The sequence below is a fragment of the Vibrio orientalis CIP 102891 = ATCC 33934 genome (genome assembly GCF_000176235.1).
GTDB lineage: Bacteria > Pseudomonadota > Gammaproteobacteria > Enterobacterales > Vibrionaceae > Vibrio > Vibrio orientalis.
In genome coordinates this window covers 24,621-39,499 of the sequence record NZ_ACZV01000001.1, presented here as the reverse complement: position 1 = coordinate 39,499, position 14,879 = coordinate 24,621, and the positions used below count along the sequence as shown (strand labels likewise).

At 45.1% G+C, this 14,879-nt stretch carries 18 protein-coding genes; 13 read left to right on the top strand and 5 right to left on the bottom strand.

The genetic code is table 11. The features are described from left to right. Nucleotides 1-21: 21 nt before the first annotated feature. Entirely contained in the window at nucleotides 22-492 is a 471-nt protein-coding gene (locus VIA_RS00215) for an EVE domain-containing protein (RefSeq protein ID WP_004418020.1), read from the top strand. Nucleotides 493-551: 59 nt separating this feature from the next. Here the strand turns inward: VIA_RS00215 and VIA_RS00210 are convergent, their stop codons facing one another. Together VIA_RS00210 and VIA_RS00205 are read right to left on the bottom strand one after the other, a co-directional pair. Further along, complete coding sequence (locus VIA_RS00210) at nucleotides 552-1,379, bottom strand: Cof-type HAD-IIB family hydrolase (protein ID WP_004409600.1); 828 nt, start codon at nucleotides 1,377-1,379, stop codon at nucleotides 552-554. A gap of 109 nt (nucleotides 1,380-1,488) precedes the next feature. Beyond that, nucleotides 1,489-2,475 (bottom strand): alpha/beta fold hydrolase, encoded by a 987-nt coding sequence (locus tag VIA_RS00205; protein ID WP_004409599.1) that lies wholly within the window; start codon nucleotides 2,473-2,475, stop codon nucleotides 1,489-1,491. 87 nt (nucleotides 2,476-2,562) lie between these two features. Between VIA_RS00205 and rhtB the strand changes: the two genes are divergently transcribed. From rhtB to VIA_RS00170, 7 genes are all read left to right on the top strand, one after another. Next, the gene (rhtB, locus tag VIA_RS00200; protein WP_004409598.1) at nucleotides 2,563-3,180 is read left to right on the top strand and encodes a homoserine/homoserine lactone efflux protein; all 618 of its coding nucleotides are present in this window, start codon (nucleotides 2,563-2,565) and stop codon (nucleotides 3,178-3,180) included. A gap of 18 nt (nucleotides 3,181-3,198) precedes the next feature. Beyond that, nucleotides 3,199-4,437, top strand: coding sequence for an EAL and HDOD domain-containing protein (locus VIA_RS00195; protein ID WP_004409597.1), 1,239 nt, complete (start codon nucleotides 3,199-3,201; stop codon nucleotides 4,435-4,437). Between the two features lie 107 nt (nucleotides 4,438-4,544). Further along, on the top strand, nucleotides 4,545-4,886 hold the full coding sequence (locus VIA_RS00190) for an ArsR/SmtB family transcription factor (RefSeq protein WP_004418022.1): 342 nt from the start codon (nucleotides 4,545-4,547) through the stop codon (nucleotides 4,884-4,886). Between the two features lie 32 nt (nucleotides 4,887-4,918). Then, complete coding sequence (locus tag VIA_RS00185) at nucleotides 4,919-5,920, top strand: ArsJ-associated glyceraldehyde-3-phosphate dehydrogenase (RefSeq protein WP_004409593.1); 1,002 nt, start codon at nucleotides 4,919-4,921, stop codon at nucleotides 5,918-5,920. Between the two features lie 157 nt (nucleotides 5,921-6,077). Continuing rightward, nucleotides 6,078-6,569: a cyclin-dependent kinase inhibitor 3 family protein gene (locus tag VIA_RS00180; RefSeq protein ID WP_004409592.1), complete on the top strand. Its 492-nt coding sequence runs from the start codon at nucleotides 6,078-6,080 to the stop codon at nucleotides 6,567-6,569. A gap of 96 nt (nucleotides 6,570-6,665) precedes the next feature. Beyond that, on the top strand, nucleotides 6,666-7,886 hold the full coding sequence (arsJ, locus tag VIA_RS00175; protein ID WP_004409591.1) for an organoarsenical effux MFS transporter ArsJ: 1,221 nt from the start codon (nucleotides 6,666-6,668) through the stop codon (nucleotides 7,884-7,886). Nucleotides 7,887-7,984: 98 nt separating this feature from the next. Further along, complete coding sequence (locus VIA_RS00170) at nucleotides 7,985-8,998, top strand: acyltransferase (protein WP_004409590.1); 1,014 nt, start codon at nucleotides 7,985-7,987, stop codon at nucleotides 8,996-8,998. On the opposite strand, the gene VIA_RS00165 is transcribed toward VIA_RS00170, so the two are convergent. Further along, nucleotides 8,995-9,324: a DUF2500 domain-containing protein gene (locus VIA_RS00165; protein ID WP_004409589.1), complete on the bottom strand. Its 330-nt coding sequence runs from the start codon at nucleotides 9,322-9,324 to the stop codon at nucleotides 8,995-8,997. The genes VIA_RS00170 and VIA_RS00165 overlap by 4 nt on opposite strands. A gap of 264 nt (nucleotides 9,325-9,588) precedes the next feature. Here VIA_RS00165 and VIA_RS00160 point away from each other — a divergent pair, with 264 nt between their 5' ends. The 4 genes from VIA_RS00160 to VIA_RS00145 all read left to right on the top strand — a co-directional run bounded on the left by VIA_RS00160 (nucleotide 9,589) and on the right by VIA_RS00145 (nucleotide 12,507). Further along, nucleotides 9,589-9,954, top strand: a complete 366-nt coding sequence (locus VIA_RS00160) for a hypothetical protein (RefSeq protein ID WP_004409587.1) — start codon at nucleotides 9,589-9,591, stop codon at nucleotides 9,952-9,954. A 914-nt stretch (nucleotides 9,955-10,868) separates the two neighbouring features. Then, entirely contained in the window at nucleotides 10,869-11,492 is a 624-nt protein-coding gene (locus VIA_RS00155) for a lysoplasmalogenase (protein WP_004409583.1), read from the top strand. A 63-nt stretch (nucleotides 11,493-11,555) separates the two neighbouring features. Then, entirely contained in the window at nucleotides 11,556-11,792 is a 237-nt protein-coding gene (locus VIA_RS00150) for a YecH family metal-binding protein (protein ID WP_004409582.1), read from the top strand. A 130-nt stretch (nucleotides 11,793-11,922) separates the two neighbouring features. Beyond that, complete coding sequence (locus VIA_RS00145; protein WP_004409579.1) at nucleotides 11,923-12,507, top strand: YhgN family NAAT transporter; 585 nt, start codon at nucleotides 11,923-11,925, stop codon at nucleotides 12,505-12,507. Between the two features lie 36 nt (nucleotides 12,508-12,543). Here VIA_RS00145 and VIA_RS00140 read toward each other — a convergent pair whose 3' ends face one another. Together VIA_RS00140 and rsmD are read right to left on the bottom strand one after the other, a co-directional pair. Next, entirely contained in the window at nucleotides 12,544-12,810 is a 267-nt protein-coding gene (locus tag VIA_RS00140; protein WP_004409577.1) for a DUF1145 domain-containing protein, read from the bottom strand. Nucleotides 12,811-12,823: 13 nt separating this feature from the next. Continuing rightward, the gene (gene rsmD, locus VIA_RS00135) at nucleotides 12,824-13,423 is read right to left on the bottom strand and encodes a 16S rRNA (guanine(966)-N(2))-methyltransferase RsmD (protein ID WP_004409575.1); all 600 of its coding nucleotides are present in this window, start codon (nucleotides 13,421-13,423) and stop codon (nucleotides 12,824-12,826) included. A gap of 209 nt (nucleotides 13,424-13,632) precedes the next feature. Here rsmD and ftsY point away from each other — a divergent pair, with 209 nt between their 5' ends. Beyond that, on the top strand, nucleotides 13,633-14,853 hold the full coding sequence (gene ftsY, locus VIA_RS00130) for a signal recognition particle-docking protein FtsY (protein ID WP_004409572.1): 1,221 nt from the start codon (nucleotides 13,633-13,635) through the stop codon (nucleotides 14,851-14,853). The last annotated feature ends 26 nt before the right edge of the window (nucleotides 14,854-14,879 follow it).

The window sequence follows — 14,879 nt, the reverse complement described above, 5'->3', positions numbered from 1 at the left end:
CAGAAACTGGCGGATTCTATTATGGCATATTGGTTATTCAAAACTGAACCTGACACCTTCTCTATTGACACACTCAGAACACAAAATAGTTCTTGCTGGGAAGGTGTACGCAATTATCAGGCGCGAAATATGATGCGAGATGAGGTAAAAGAGGGCGATTTAGTGCTGATTTACCACTCTTCGTGTAAGAAAGTTGGCGTTGCTGGTATCGCCAAGGTGACTAAAGAGGCTTACCCCGACCATTTTGCCTTCGATCCTGAAAGTGACTATTACGATCCTAAATCGAGCCCAGACAACCCAAGATGGGTGATGGTTGATATTGAGTTCGTGCGCAAAACGCAGCGTTTGATTCCGCTGACGGTGATGAAAGCGATGCCAGAGTTGGAAAACATGCCGTTAGTTAAGCGCGGTAACCGCCTTTCTATCATGCCGGTGAGTGAGCAAGAGTGGCTGGCGATTCTAGATAAAGAAAAGCTGCCAAGTCAGCGCTAGACTAATAAAAACAAATCAGGCAGCGATATGCTGCCTGATGAAGAGGAATAATCGTGGCGTTATAGCAGGTTGTCTTGCAGATAATGCGCTACTGCATCGTCTGCGTTACTGCCGATCACTTCATTGTTTGGTAGCGCTTCTTTCACTTTATGGTGTGAAGTAGCCATCACCAATCCTTTACCAGCCATCGCCAGCATCTCCGCATCGTTCATGCCATCACCAAACGCAATACAGTTGTCTAACGTTAGGTTGAGTGACTTGGCAACCGCTTCTAGCGCGTGGCCCTTAGACACTTCTGCAGCCATCACTTCAAGACACCAAGGTGTAGAAAAAGCGATATTCAGTTGGTCACCAAACGCTTCACGCAGTTTTTGTTCGAAGGTAACTAGGTGGTCATGGTCTTGCTCTGGATGAGTAAAGAACACTTTAGCAATGCCATTGGTCGGGGCGGCATCCGCTGCAAAGCGTTTGTAAGCAAAGCCTGACTCGCTGTGGAATTTCGCTAGCATTTCATCGTCACGGTCCAGTAACCAATCTTCATTTTGGTACATGTGGACAAAAATCTCTGGATCTTGACGGATCACATCGATCACTGGCTGGACTAGCTCTTCTGGGACATTTTTGCTGTACATCAGTTGATCGTTCTGGTCATGAACGCGCGCGCCATTTGAGGTGATCATGTAAGCAGGGATGCCGGCAATCTCACGAATTCCAGCCACATCTACATGGTGGCGACCGGTAGCAAAGATAAAGGTAAAGCCTTTTTCATGCAGTGTTTTTAATGTCTCTTTGGAGTAGGCACTAAGCTGGTGGTTTGGTGCGAGAAGAGTGCCATCGAGATCTGAGGCTACAATGTGAAAAGGAGTATCTTTGCGTGCTTCGGTCATATCGCCCTCGTATGTACTGCGAATAGTTTCCCATTTGGGTAGAGAGGGTATTTTACTTGAACATAAAGGGGAAAAAGAGGGTAAAGATCACCCTCCGCTATTTCCTATTTTAGTATTGAGCGAAGAACTGCAAAGTAGCATCCAGTGCTTGGTTGCGATATTGGTCTTGTTCAAACAACAACTCATGCTTGGCGTCATGAATGATTTTAAACTCGCACTGGCTATGGGTCTTAGCGAGTTTCTTCATAAACTGAGTTTGCGCCTGATTTGAGACGATCTGATCATCCCCAGCTTGCATGACCAATAGTGGCGTCTTGATATGGCGAGTCATGAGATAGCACTGCTTACACGCCATTAACCCTTGCCATACCCACTGAGTACTAGCGCCCCCAATTTTCAGTTCTGGGTGCTGCTCATACCAATTGCGGAACCAATGGTAACGGGCATCGCTTTGACTGAGTAGATTGCCTGCAAAAGGTTTTGGGTAATAGGCGACTTGGCCTGGGGCAAAGGTTGGTTTTGGGTAAACTGCAGTGAGTACTTGGCCCAACAGTGTCGCAACCGGTTTGAGGTGCCAAGGTAGGTTAACGCCATACATAGGCGCACTGAGGGCAACGGCATCAAACTTAGCGTCGTGTGTTTGTAGGTAACGCGTGGCGATATTACCACCCATTGAGTGGCCAAGGAGATAGCGCTTTGAATAGCCAGATAAATCAAAGTATTCAATGAGCTGAGCCAAATCTTTTACATAGTCTGCAAATTCGCCGACAAAGCCCATTTGTTTATCTTCAATTAGGCGCTCAGATAAGCCTTGTCCGCGATGATCAAACGAATAAATATCATAGCCTTGTTGATAGAGATCGTAGAACAGCTCTTGGTATTTGGAGGTACATTCAATGCGCCCGTTAACCACAACAATCGCTTTATCGTGTTGAGGCGCAGTCAACTTAATCCAATAAAGAGCTTTCTTATCAAACGATTTAAGGTAGCCTTCTTCACGAGAGCGCCATAAGTTGGCAATATTACTATTGATCACTTGCTCAAAATCGGACTCTTGAGTATAAGAAGGACTAATGTTGGAGCGTGAATCATTCATGGTGAAGTAAAGCCTGGCTGTGGTTTGAGTTTTTGCAACAGAACTAGATTATGTGTGGCTATGAGCGTTTAGTCGAGAGGAAATACTATGGATATGCATGTTTGGCTTGCTTATGTGGTCACCGCAATTGTGTTCAGCCTTGCTCCTGGATCGGGTACGGTTAACTCGATCAGTAATGGTTTAAGCTATGGCACAAGGCGTTCTCTTGCCGCGATTGCAGGGCTCCAAGTTGGCCTCGCGATTCATATTATGTTAGTCGGTGCTGGTATTGGCGCTTTAGTGGCTCAATCAGCGTTGGCCTTTAGTGTGATTAAATGGGTTGGTGCGGCGTATCTGATCTGGTTAGGCATTCAAAAATGGCGCGATCGCTCAAGCATCACGATGGCTGATGCGGGTAGCCAGCTTTCTAGTATGAATCTGATGCGCAAGGCGATCTTGATCAACCTAACTAACCCTAAATCGATTGTTTTTCTAGTGGCACTGTTTCCGCAGTTTATTGACCCAGCTAAAGACCAGCTGACTCAGTTACTGGTGCTTGGGGTGACAACCGTATTTATTGATGCGGTTGTAATGCTTGGTTACACCAGCTTAGCTTCGCAAATGGGGCGCTTTATTCGTTCAGATAAGATCATGTCGAAAATAAACAAAGTTTTCGGCTCAATGTTTATGGGTTGCGGCGCATTACTTGCCGCTGCAAAAGCGTAAACCGAACGTACTGTCACGATGCCGCAGCGAATCAAAGAAACCTACGTCGCCCGTCAGCCGATCCTCAATGCTAAACGACAAACGTTAGGCTATGAGCTGCTGTTTCGTGACGGTGAAAGAAATGCTTATCCTGCACATATAGATCCCAATCGGGCGACGTATCGCCTGATTGTGGAAAACTTCCTCTCCGTAGGCAGTAACCCCACGCTATCGACATCCCGCTGTTTTATTAATTTTCCTCATGAGAGCCTAGTTCGACAGCTTCCTCTATCCCTGCCTAAAGATCGCATTGTGGTAGAAGTCTTAGAAACATGTATTCCTAACGATGAGCTTCTGGTCGCCATCAAGCAGTTGCACGCTCATGGTTACCTGATTGCGCTGGATGATTTTGTCTATTCTACTGAGTGGGAACGTTTCTTACCTTTCGTTCACATCGTGAAGCTCGACATTATGGCACTCGGTTTAGAGCAAGCTTGTGTGATGGTGAAAAAGCTACAAGCAAAAAGCTCGAAACGAAAGTTTTTAGCGGAGCGTGTCGAGTCGGAAGAAGAGTACTTGGCGACGAGATCGGCGGGATTTAGCTTTTTCCAAGGCTACTTTTTCAGTAAGCCAGAGATTGTTCGCCAACGCTATGTGAGCCCTGAACAACTTATCGCGATGGAGCTATTTCGAGAAGTGTGCCAACCGGAGGTCGACTTTTTGAAGGTGGAGGCGATTGTGGCTAAAGACGTCGCGCTTTCCTATAAGCTGCTGCGCTTTGTTAACACCCTGTCGGATCGCACCGAAGTGCCAATTTCCTCTTTTAGGCAAGCGTTAGTCTATTTGGGCCAAGACAAACTGAAGATGTTTGTTTCACTGGCGGTGGCTTCGTTTGTTTCGGTCAATAAACCCAAAGAACTCTACACCTTGTCGTTGCAACGTGCGCAATTCTTTATGCTAATGGCACACGAGAATCCATTCAGTCAGTTCCGAGAGCAGGCTTTCTTAATTGGTCTATTTTCGTTGCTTGATGCTTTGCTCGATGTGTCGCTTAAAGAGCTGGTTGAGCAATTGCCGTTGTGTGCTTCAATCAAGCAGGCCCTACTGAATCGTGAAGGTCCGTACGGGCAGCTACTTCAGCTTGAAGAGTGCTACGAAAAAGCCGATTGGCACGGCGTAGAAGCGGTTTGCCAGCAACTGAATGTTTCTGTAAATGATGTCATGCCGCGTATTTCTCAGGCACAACGTTGGAGCCAAGAGCTCAATACCATCATCTAACCTGTCTTCTTTCTCTAAATGAAACTTTTATGACAATTAGCATATATGGCTTGACGTATATGCTCTTCGATCTAATATATATGCATATCCAGATATGAGTATATAAGATGCTTCCTCACCAGTTTTTTAAATTATTGTCCGATGAGACACGTGTACGCTGTTTGATGATGGTTGTTCGCCAAGAGTGTTTATCTGTTGGTGAGTTGACTGAAGCACTGCAAGAAAGTCAGCCAAAGGTTTCTCGCCATCTCGCGCAGTTACGCTCGAGTGGGATTCTGACAGACGTTCGTCAAGGTCAATGGGTGTTTTACCGCCTTTCAAATGATTTACCCGGCTGGATGCTAAAGTTAATCGATGACCTTATTGCATCTAACTGTTTGAAAACCGAATACAAGCAAGATATTGAGCGACTAGAGGCGATGACTTCACGCCCACAGTGTTGCGTTTAATGAATTTAATTATTAGCTGAGAGAATAGAGATATGACAGTTAAAGTAGGTATTAATGGTTTTGGCCGTATTGGTCGCCTAGCACTTCGCGCGGCATTCGACTGGGCAGAGCTAGAGTTTGTACAAATTAATGATGTCGCAGGTGACACAGCGACACTGGCACACCTTCTAGAGTTCGACTCAGTGCAAGGTCGCTGGAACCATGAAGTGGTGGTTGAAGGCGATGAGATGGTCATCAACGGTCAGCGCATCAAAACAACGCAAGAGCGTGACATCGATGCGATCGATTGGTCTGGCTGTGATGTGGTTATCGAAGCGACAGGCGTTCACCGTAAGACATCTTTCCTAAACAAATACCTAGAGCAAGGTGTGAAGCGTGTTGTGGTATCTGCACCTGTGAAAGAAGAGGGCATTGCCAACATCGTTGTCGGTGTGAATGACAATATCTTTGACCCAGCGGTGCACAAGATCGTAACAGCGGCATCGTGTACTACAAACTGTATTGCGCCTGTGGTTAAAGTTATCAATGAGAAGCTTGGTATCGAGAACGCATCATTCACCACCATTCACGACCTAACTAACACCCAAACTATTCTCGATGCGCCGCACAAAGACCTACGTCGTGCGCGTGCGTGTGGTATGAGCCTTATCCCAACCACAACGGGCAGTGCTAAAGCGATTGTTGAGATTTTCCCTGAGCTTGAAAACCGTATTAACGGTCATGCAGTGCGTGTACCACTAGCGAACGCGTCTTTGACCGACATCATCTTCGAAGTGAAGCAAGACACCACGGCAGAAGAAGTGAACGCGATGCTGAAAGAAGCGTCTGAGAATGAACTGAAAGGTATTCTTGGCTTTGAAGAGCGTCCACTGGTTTCTATCGATTACAAAGGTGACCAACGCTCGACGATTGTAGATGCACTCTCAACCATGCTGGTGGGTAAGCGTATGGTTAAGATCTACGCTTGGTATGATAACGAAATGGGTTACGCAACACGTACAGCTGAGCTAGTTCGTACCGTTGGCTTAGCATAATACTCTTCATACTTGAATCTGCAGCGTTGTTAACTGCGTAAGTTCACCCTAATCACATAGAGAACCTATGCTCATAGGGCTGAACTTACTTGTTGCCTAGCTGCAAATCCAATTATTTTGAGTATTAGTAAAACACATAAGAATTTTGGGAATGAATATGTCACATCCTACATGGCAACTTGATTTAGATGCTGGTGCGTTAGTACTTACTCCGTGTCCAGGCACGAAAGAGGCGGATCTAGATTCATCGCTAGCGCAGCTTAAAGAGCAAGGTGTTGAAGCGATTGTTACTGCGTTAGATGACGCGGAGCTTGCAAGCAAAGACGTGGCAGCACTTGGCGAGAAAACACGTGCGCTAGGTATGCAGTGGTTCCAAATTGAAATTGAAGATGATTGTGCACCGGGCGCTGAGTTTGCAGCGAAATGGCAAGCTGCCAGCCCTGAGTTACACAAGATTGTGAATAGCGGAGGTAAGGTCGCGATGCATTGTATGGGCGGTTCTGGCCGTACAGGGTTATTTGCTGCTCATCTACTGCTAGAAAAAGGTTGGGATTTGGACAAGATTGTTCAAGAAGTGCAGGCATTACGTCCTGGAGCTTTTACCAAACCAATTCAAGTCGATTACATCAACGCGGTTGCGCAAAAGTAGTCCCTACTTAGCGATCAGAGCTTTTGGAACATCATGATCCAAAAGCTCTGAAAACCGTTTCCTTTCGCTTTTCATCGAGTTAATAGGTGTGATGTTATGTTCTCAAGCCTAAGCAAAAGCGTGCGCCAATACATGTTGGTGACATTCAACTATTGGAACTTCACCATCACGGACGGTGCACTTCGCATGCTGGTGGTGTTGCACTTTTATGGTCTGGGCTACAGCTCGTTAGAGATCGCCTCACTGTTTCTTTTCTACGAATTCTTTGGTGTCGTGACAAACCTGATTGGTGGCTGGTTAGGCGCTCGTCTTGGTCTCAATAAAACCATGAACCTTGGGCTTGGAATGCAGATTGTTGCGCTTTTGATGCTTGCTGTACCAAGTGCGATGTTGACCATTCCTTGGGTCATGGCCGCGCAAGCTCTGTCTGGGATCGCCAAAGACCTGAATAAGATGAGTGCGAAAAGCTCAATCAAGACTCTGGTTCCTGATGAGCAGCAAGGTTCGCTGTATAAGTGGATCGCAATTCTAACCGGATCGAAAAATGCCCTGAAAGGGGCGGGCTTCTTCGTTGGTGGTTTGCTGCTGTCTCTCATTGGTTTCAAGTATGCGGTACTGTCAATGGCAGCAGTGCTGACGCTGGTCTTTATCGGCAGTATGCTTAGCCTTGAAGCGGATATGGGCAAAGCGAAGACCAAACCTAAGTTTAGCCAACTGTTCTCAAAGTCTGAATCGATTAATATTCTCTCCGCGGCACGTATGTTCCTCTTTGGTGCGCGTGACGTGTGGTTTGTGATTGCTCTGCCAATCTATCTAGGAAGCGTATTTGGCTGGGATCATTCAATGGTGGGCGGCTTCTTAGCAGCCTGGACGATCGCTTATGGTGTCGTGCAAGGCGTTGCGCCTAAAATTACCGGGAAAGCACAAGGTAAGGTGCCAGATGGACACGCAGCTTTGATATGGGCGGGGCTACTCGCATTGGTGACAGCAGGCATTGCTTACGCGGTACAAATTGGTTGGCAGCCAGAGCTTGTGATCATCGGCGGATTGATGTTGTTCGGTGCTATTTTTGCAGTGAACTCCTCGCTTCACTCTTATCTAATCGTCAGTTATGCCAAAGGTGATGGTGTCTCTTTAGATGTCGGTTTTTATTACATGGCAAATGCGATGGGGCGCTTAATCGGAACGATCTTGTCTGGCTGGGTGTTTCAGATGGCAGGTTTATCGGCATGTTTGTGGGTATCGTTCGTTTTCCTTGCCTTAACTACGCTGATTTCACTCAAACTACCGAAAGTGAAACCGCCGGTAATCGTCTAAGTAATCTGAATATTTATTGACTAAAAGCTGACCAAGTTTCTAATGCGGTCAGCTTTTTTATTGCTATATTCAAGAGGTTATTTTTCGAAGGTGGCAGTATGAGAGAAAGGGTTCTGTTTTTTGATTTGCTACGTTGTGTGGCTGCAGTTGCGGTCATAGCGATTCATGTGTTAGCGCCGTATCGACACGAGTTTGGTGTGATCCCTTTCGGTGAATGGGCAACGGCAGTGGGGGTAAACAGTGTCACTCGCTGGGCCGTACCGGTATTTATTCTAATTACTGGCGCCTTGATGCTGAGTGATAAGCGCCCATTTGATGCCAAGTATTATGTCAAACGGCGTTTAGGCAAGGTGCTAGTACCGTTTCTCATTTGGTCACTCTTTTACGCTCTGCTTTCAGGCCTTACAAGTAGCGGCTATGACTTTTCAGTGACGCAGCAAGTGCTGGCGGATAGCTCATCACACGCAACCTATTACCACCTTGGGTTCTTTTACTACTTTATCCCACTCTATTTTGTTATCCCGTTTTTCCAGTTGGTGGTTAAGCGCTATGGTGCGAGTGCCTTGTATGGCTTTGTCGCGGTCTGGCTCGTGACATCGCTGATGTACTTACTCAAAATCGATGGACCGTGGAGCAACCAGCTGTGGCTTTACAGCGGCTATTTGCCATTAGGCTATCTGCTCTATCAACGTGTTCCCTTGTCGAAAGGCTATGTTGCGCTGTTTACGTTACTAGGTTTAGCAGCGTTAGTGACAACGGCTTATATGGTGATTCATAACAGCGAGCTCGCTGGCGAGTATACGGTCGGGCGTTGGTTGTCCTATAAGACACTCAATGTGATTTTGGCGGCGAGTATGCTCTTTATGTTATGCCGCTACTTTGGTGAGGGCTTATCGGCGCAAGCCAACAAGGTCATTGGTTTTATCAGCCAGCACAGTCTGGGGATTTATATTCTTCATCCTATCTTCTTATGGCCAATGAAAGCGTTTGGTTGGTACCAAGGACACCCAGCCTGGGTTATCCCTGTATGGATTGTCTTGAGTGGCGGCGGTGCATTAATGATGAGCTGGTGGCTGGCAAAATCCGGCAAAACCCGTTGGCTATTGCCTTAACGTTTGAGGGCAAAGTGGAGAAATTTATCGCCTTGATAAGTGAGCGTGCCCTGATCGCCAGGATTAAGTGCGTGGAAATAGTGCACGCCAACTTGGAATTCACGTTTAGGGCCTAAGCGGCCTTTTTGTACGTATATCCAATATTCTTGATCATCCTGTCCAGGCTGAGTGTTATCAATATCGATCGATTGTTTGTCCAATACGGTGACAACAGCGGTTTGTTCTGGCGCATCCTCACCTTGGATGTGCTTGCGATAGAAGTGGACGAACGCCCAGCCGCTAGCAAGGGCAAAGATAACAACAGTAATGAATAGCGTTACAGGCATGTTTCACGGCCTCTAATGGGTTTAGCTTAATGATAGCGAGATTTTAGACTCTATTCTGGGTATGAGTCTTGCTATAAAGATAAAATACTCAAGGGCAAAAAACTATTCGAGCCATATCACATCAATGCAAGTCGGAAAAAGTTGGAATGAGGTTTTAAGTATTGATTCCACAGCACAAATTTTCTTGCAAGTTAGATAAAAAATGGGAGAGTAGGTAATAGATGGAGCAAATGCCGCTAAACTTAGTAGCAATGGAGGAAAACTATGTCTGATATCGAAAAAGTGGTGACACGCACTCGTCGTATCGAGAAGCTTCTCCGTACTCAATATCACGCTGATGGCAGAGGATTGCACCAGCTCATTACGAGCTGTGAAGAGCGGCTTCCTCACGATGTGATCGGTAAGCTGAGATATATTGCGACGATTCGCAACAAAGTTGTGCATGAAGAAGATTTTAAGCTTGATAACCGCAAAGACTTCTTAACCACATGTGATGAATGTGAAAAAGAGCTTACGCCGAGAAGTAGTCGTTTTGTCTGGCGCGCTGCAATTACGTTGATGACGCTAATTACTGTAGCAGCACTTCTGTTCTATTATGCTCATTGGGATGTGTTGTCTAAGCATTTATAGCTTAAAGCTTAAAAATGGTGGTTTTAGTGACTGTGTTAAAACTAGACATGTCGCTGATAATTAAATCAAAAACGCCATAAGAAATGTTGATTGAAACAAAAAGGGACGCATCTGCGTCCCTTTTTGTTTTTAAATTTGACTTAGTACATCATCGGCAGTGTCATTAAGCCTACGACTACTGCGATCATTACAAGTCCTTGTTTTTGTGAAGAAGAAATCATAGCACTGCTCCTTTAATGTGATGTTTGATTCTATGTTTTTTAGAATAGCAGTGTTTTGGTGGTTTGATCAAGTATTTTATTGCCTAAGCTCCAAAAGTATAACTTTTCTTGGTTGAATGGGGCGGAATTTCACGGTTTGTCTGTGGTTTATAAAAATAAAACTTGTACATTACTTAATCTTTTTAAATTCAAATTGCAATTAACTATTTGATTTTTATTGGGTTATATTGTGTTTTTCTATTGTTAATGACAGTTTTGTTTTGTTTTTACCTGCTTGGTTTTTGCTGGTCATTTTTCAGTTTGTTTTACGTTAAAAGTGCTTTCTGTTTCTGATGTTTTAATGACAGTGGCAGTCATTTGTCACTAGATTGTCAGGTGAATTTACTGGAAATCTCTATTTTTCAAATGCGATTTAATCTCGCAATCTTCTTAAGTTATTGATTATTATTATTTGTTTTTGCCTATTTGTTATTGGTATGCCATTTTTGATGGCTTAGTTATTATAATCGAGACAATTAAATAGAATTGTCGAGTTTTTCAAGTTTAGAGTTGTTATTTAATGGTGTTTCGTACTGTTTATTGCTAGTAAAGAGAAGCAGATAAGTCATATCAAGATCCAAGTTTTGCTTTCTGTGGCTAGACATCTAGGTCGGTCTGCCTACACTAGCAGCTCATTTTTATTGAGGTGTTCGAATGTGGAGCTGGCTATCGGTTGCCCTTTCTGGGTATATCAGTATTTCCGCCAATGAAAATAATCATGTAAAGCAGGCAGTGATGTTTAAAACAATGTCGTTGCTTATGTTGTTAGTGATGCTTTGGAGTCACAGTGCGCTAGTGGGCGCTGCGGCTTGGTGGGTATCGCTTGGATTAGTGATCTCAATGGTGGCTGACGGACTCTACCTTTTTAAGAAGCACCTTAGACTGAGCTTTGCAGGCTTTGTGGCCGCTCAGCTTTGTTATAGTGCATCCTTCTGGTTTAAGCTGTCTGGCGACATGGTACTTTGGCTGCCAGCACTGCTGCTTGGAATTGGTGTGGTGAGTTTTTTCCTGCTGCTACCTAAGATCGATCAATTGATATTTCCTGTAGTGATGATGGGGATTGTGTTACTGCAACTGAACTGGGCAGCCGGTGAAGTGTGGTTAATACAAGGAGGGGAAGCGAGTGCTGTTGGATTTATCGGTTGTTTGACTTTAACCTTATCTGCCGTCTTACTTGCCATCCATGACTATAAACATCCTTTGCGCCAAGGGCGTTACCTCATCTCGGGCAGCTATCTACTTGCCCATAGCCTGATCACCGCTTCTCTGGTTATTTAAAATCAAAGAAAAAATTCTCTGATTGGTTATCCTCAACAATCCAAACCTTGTTGAGGAAACATAATGTCGACTGAAATTCATGCCCATAACGTTCTAAACTTATTGAGAGAGCGCCCGATGTCAAAATCAGAATTGGAATCGGTGGTGAACGAAACGTTTGGTGAGCAAGCTCGTTTTAGAACCTGTAAGTGCAATGGCTTTACCCTAGATACATTATTAGAGTTCTTTATTGAGCGTGAAAAAGTGATTGTGCAAGAGGGGATTTGGCAGATTAATGCTGAGCGAGTCTGCAATCACTAATTGACCGGGGTTGTTAATCTCTAAGTGAAGGAGATTAATTGCGTTTGTGCCTCCAAATCACAAGATGAGATTGTTATACTTCGCCGACTTTTTTGTGCGCTTGATTTATAACATTTTGGAGGCTTAATTCATGGACATTCTTTCTGCCGCGACCATGATCTTTCTTATCATGGATCCGCTCGGCAACCTACCTATCGTCCTATCGATATTAAAGCACTTAGATCCTAAGCGCCGTCGCATCGTACTGGTACGTGAACTTTGCTTTGCCCTTGGCATTTTGTTGTTGTTCCTTTTTGCGGGCAAAAGCATTCTGAATTTCCTCCATGTTCAACCTGAAACCTTGAGCATCTCCGGCGGTATTATCCTGTTCATTATCGCGATTAAGATGATATTCCCAAGCGGTGGTAGTATTGTTGGCTTAGCGGCGGGTGAAGAACCATTCTTTGTGCCGATGGCGATTCCTATGATTGCTGGTCCTTCGGTTATAGCGTCGATTTTGCTGCTTTCTAGCCAACATCCAGACAAGTTACTTGAGCTATCTGGCGCGGTGATGCTGGCGTGGGGCGCGACCTTTTTTATCTTGATGTTCTATAACTTCTTCCACCGCATGTTAGGTGAAAGAGGCTTAAAAGCGGTTGAGAGGCTAATGGGCCTATTGTTGATTATGATTTCTACCCAGATGTTCCTTGATGGGGTGAAAGGGTATTTAGCCTAAAAGACAAAAAAAAGCCGCTCGTTTGAGCGGCTTTTTTTACATCATATGTTTGCGTCGGATATCGAGCAGAGCAAAAATGCCAAAAACTAGAATCGACCACTTTTCCCAGCGACTCATCGTGATCTTGTCACCAAACGCACCGATGAAGATCAGCATCTGTAGACCATGCATGATGAACAGAAACGCTGTCATGATGTAGAGTGCAATCGCCGAATTACCAGGGAAAGGGTGAAAGATATTAAAAATCAAAATAAACCACACAAAGCCAATCGCGGCTTTTGCGAGTAACAATAACGCTTTCATATCGACGTCCTATTTAGTCTTGTTGTCGTTCAAACAGTCGGTAGCAGACCTGCCCTGCGGTTTTTTCTCTGTGCAGGCGCCAGTGTGCCGGAATGCTTTCCAAAGCCAACTCTTTTTCTGTTTCAATATAAATCATCGCATCGTCCGCTAACCAGCCATTACTTTCTAGCAAACTAACGGTTTCATCGAGTAGCCCTTTACGGAAAGGAGGATCGATAAATACGACGTGATGGGGGGTGCCCGGTTGCTTTAAGTAACTGAGGGCATCGCTGTTCACTGCTTGCAAATTATCGCTTTTTAATGAGGCGATGTTAGTTTGCAATTGCTTGAAAGCTTGTGGATTTAGCTCAATTAGCGTCACCATCTCCGCTTGGCGAGAAGCGGCTTCAAAGCCTAAACCGCCAGAACCTGCAAAAAGGTCAAGACACTTTGCACGTGGCACGTCTTGAGCAATCCAGTTAAATAGCGTTTCTTTTACGCGATCGGTTGTCGGTCTAAGACCTTCTGTATCGTGAACAGGCAGTTTTCTTCCTCTCCATAAGCCGCTAATAATACGAACAAAGCCCGTCGATGGCTTTTTTTGTGATGTGTTTTGCTGGCGACGTCTTACCATAGATTTTTTGACCGCTAATAAAGTGATACTATAGCCAGTCGCTCTGCTGTAGAGCGCCAACATACAGCCCAAATTTGTTGATAACAAAGTGTATACCATCGCTTTATCAGTGAAAACTTTTCACTTTGTTGTCATTTGTCTTTTCTGAGTAGCGATAATAGCCCCAGAAAAGAGTCTGATTTAATTAAGACGATCTAGGATAGCCCCAGATGACGGAAAAAAAGAAGCGCGGTTTACTCTCTTGGCTTGGTTTTGGTGATGAAGAACAAGCAAAACAACCCGTTGAAGAAACACAACAAACTGCCGAAGAACGTGAGCAAGAGCAGCTTGAAACTGTTGACGAGCAGTTAGAACAAACCAAAACTCAGCAAGCAGAAGCAGAAGCAGAAGCAGAAGCAGAAGCAGAAGCAGAAGCAGAAGCAGAAGCAGAAGCAGAAGCAGTTGTTGAAGTTGAAGAAGAAGTTGCTCCGCCAGTCGAACCTCGCGTGGCAGAACAAGAAAAACCAACAGAAAGCTTTTTTGCGCGTCTTAAACGCAGTCTAGCGCGCACTAAAGCCAACATTGGTGCTGGCTTCTTTGGCTTGTTTAAAGGCAAACAGATCGATGACGAGCTATTCGAAGAGCTTGAAGAGCAGCTACTGATTGCTGATGTTGGTATGGATACCACGCTAAAAATCATTGATAACCTGACAGAAAAAGCGTCTCGTCAGGATCTGAAAGATGGCGAAGCACTATACGGGCTGCTTAAGGAAGAGATGGCTGAGATTCTGTCTAACGTTGAGAAACCACTTGAAGTTGATAGCAGTAAAGCGCCTTACGTTATTTTGATGGTGGGTGTAAACGGCGTGGGTAAAACAACCACGATCGGTAAGCTAGCCAAGCAGTTCCAAGCGCAAGGCAAGTCAGTGATGCTGGCGGCAGGTGATACATTCCGCGCTGCAGCAGTAGAGCAGCTGCAAGTATGGGGCGAGCGTAATAACGTCCCGGTTGTGGCTCAGCATACTGGTGCTGACAGTGCTTCGGTTATCTATGATGCGATTGAATCAGCGAAAGCTAAAGGTGTTGATGTGGTGATAGCCGATACGGCTGGTCGTCTGCAGAACAAAGCGAACCTAATGGAAGAGCTGCGTAAGATCGTCCGCGTGATGCAAAAAGTCGACGGTTCTGCTCCGCACGAAATTATGCTGACGCTCGATGCGGGAACTGGTCAGAATGCCATTAGCCAAGCAAAACTGTTTAGCGATGTTGCACCGCTAACGGGTATTACTCTGACTAAGCTAGATGGCACAGCGAAAGGTGGGGTGATCTTTGCCCTAGCTGATCAATTCCAAATCCCTATTCGTTACATCGGTGTGGGCGAAGGTATTGATGACCTACGTCCATTTGAAACTCAAGAATTTATCGACGCATTATTTAGTCGAGAAGACTAATTCGGTCATCTATCCAACAAGCAATT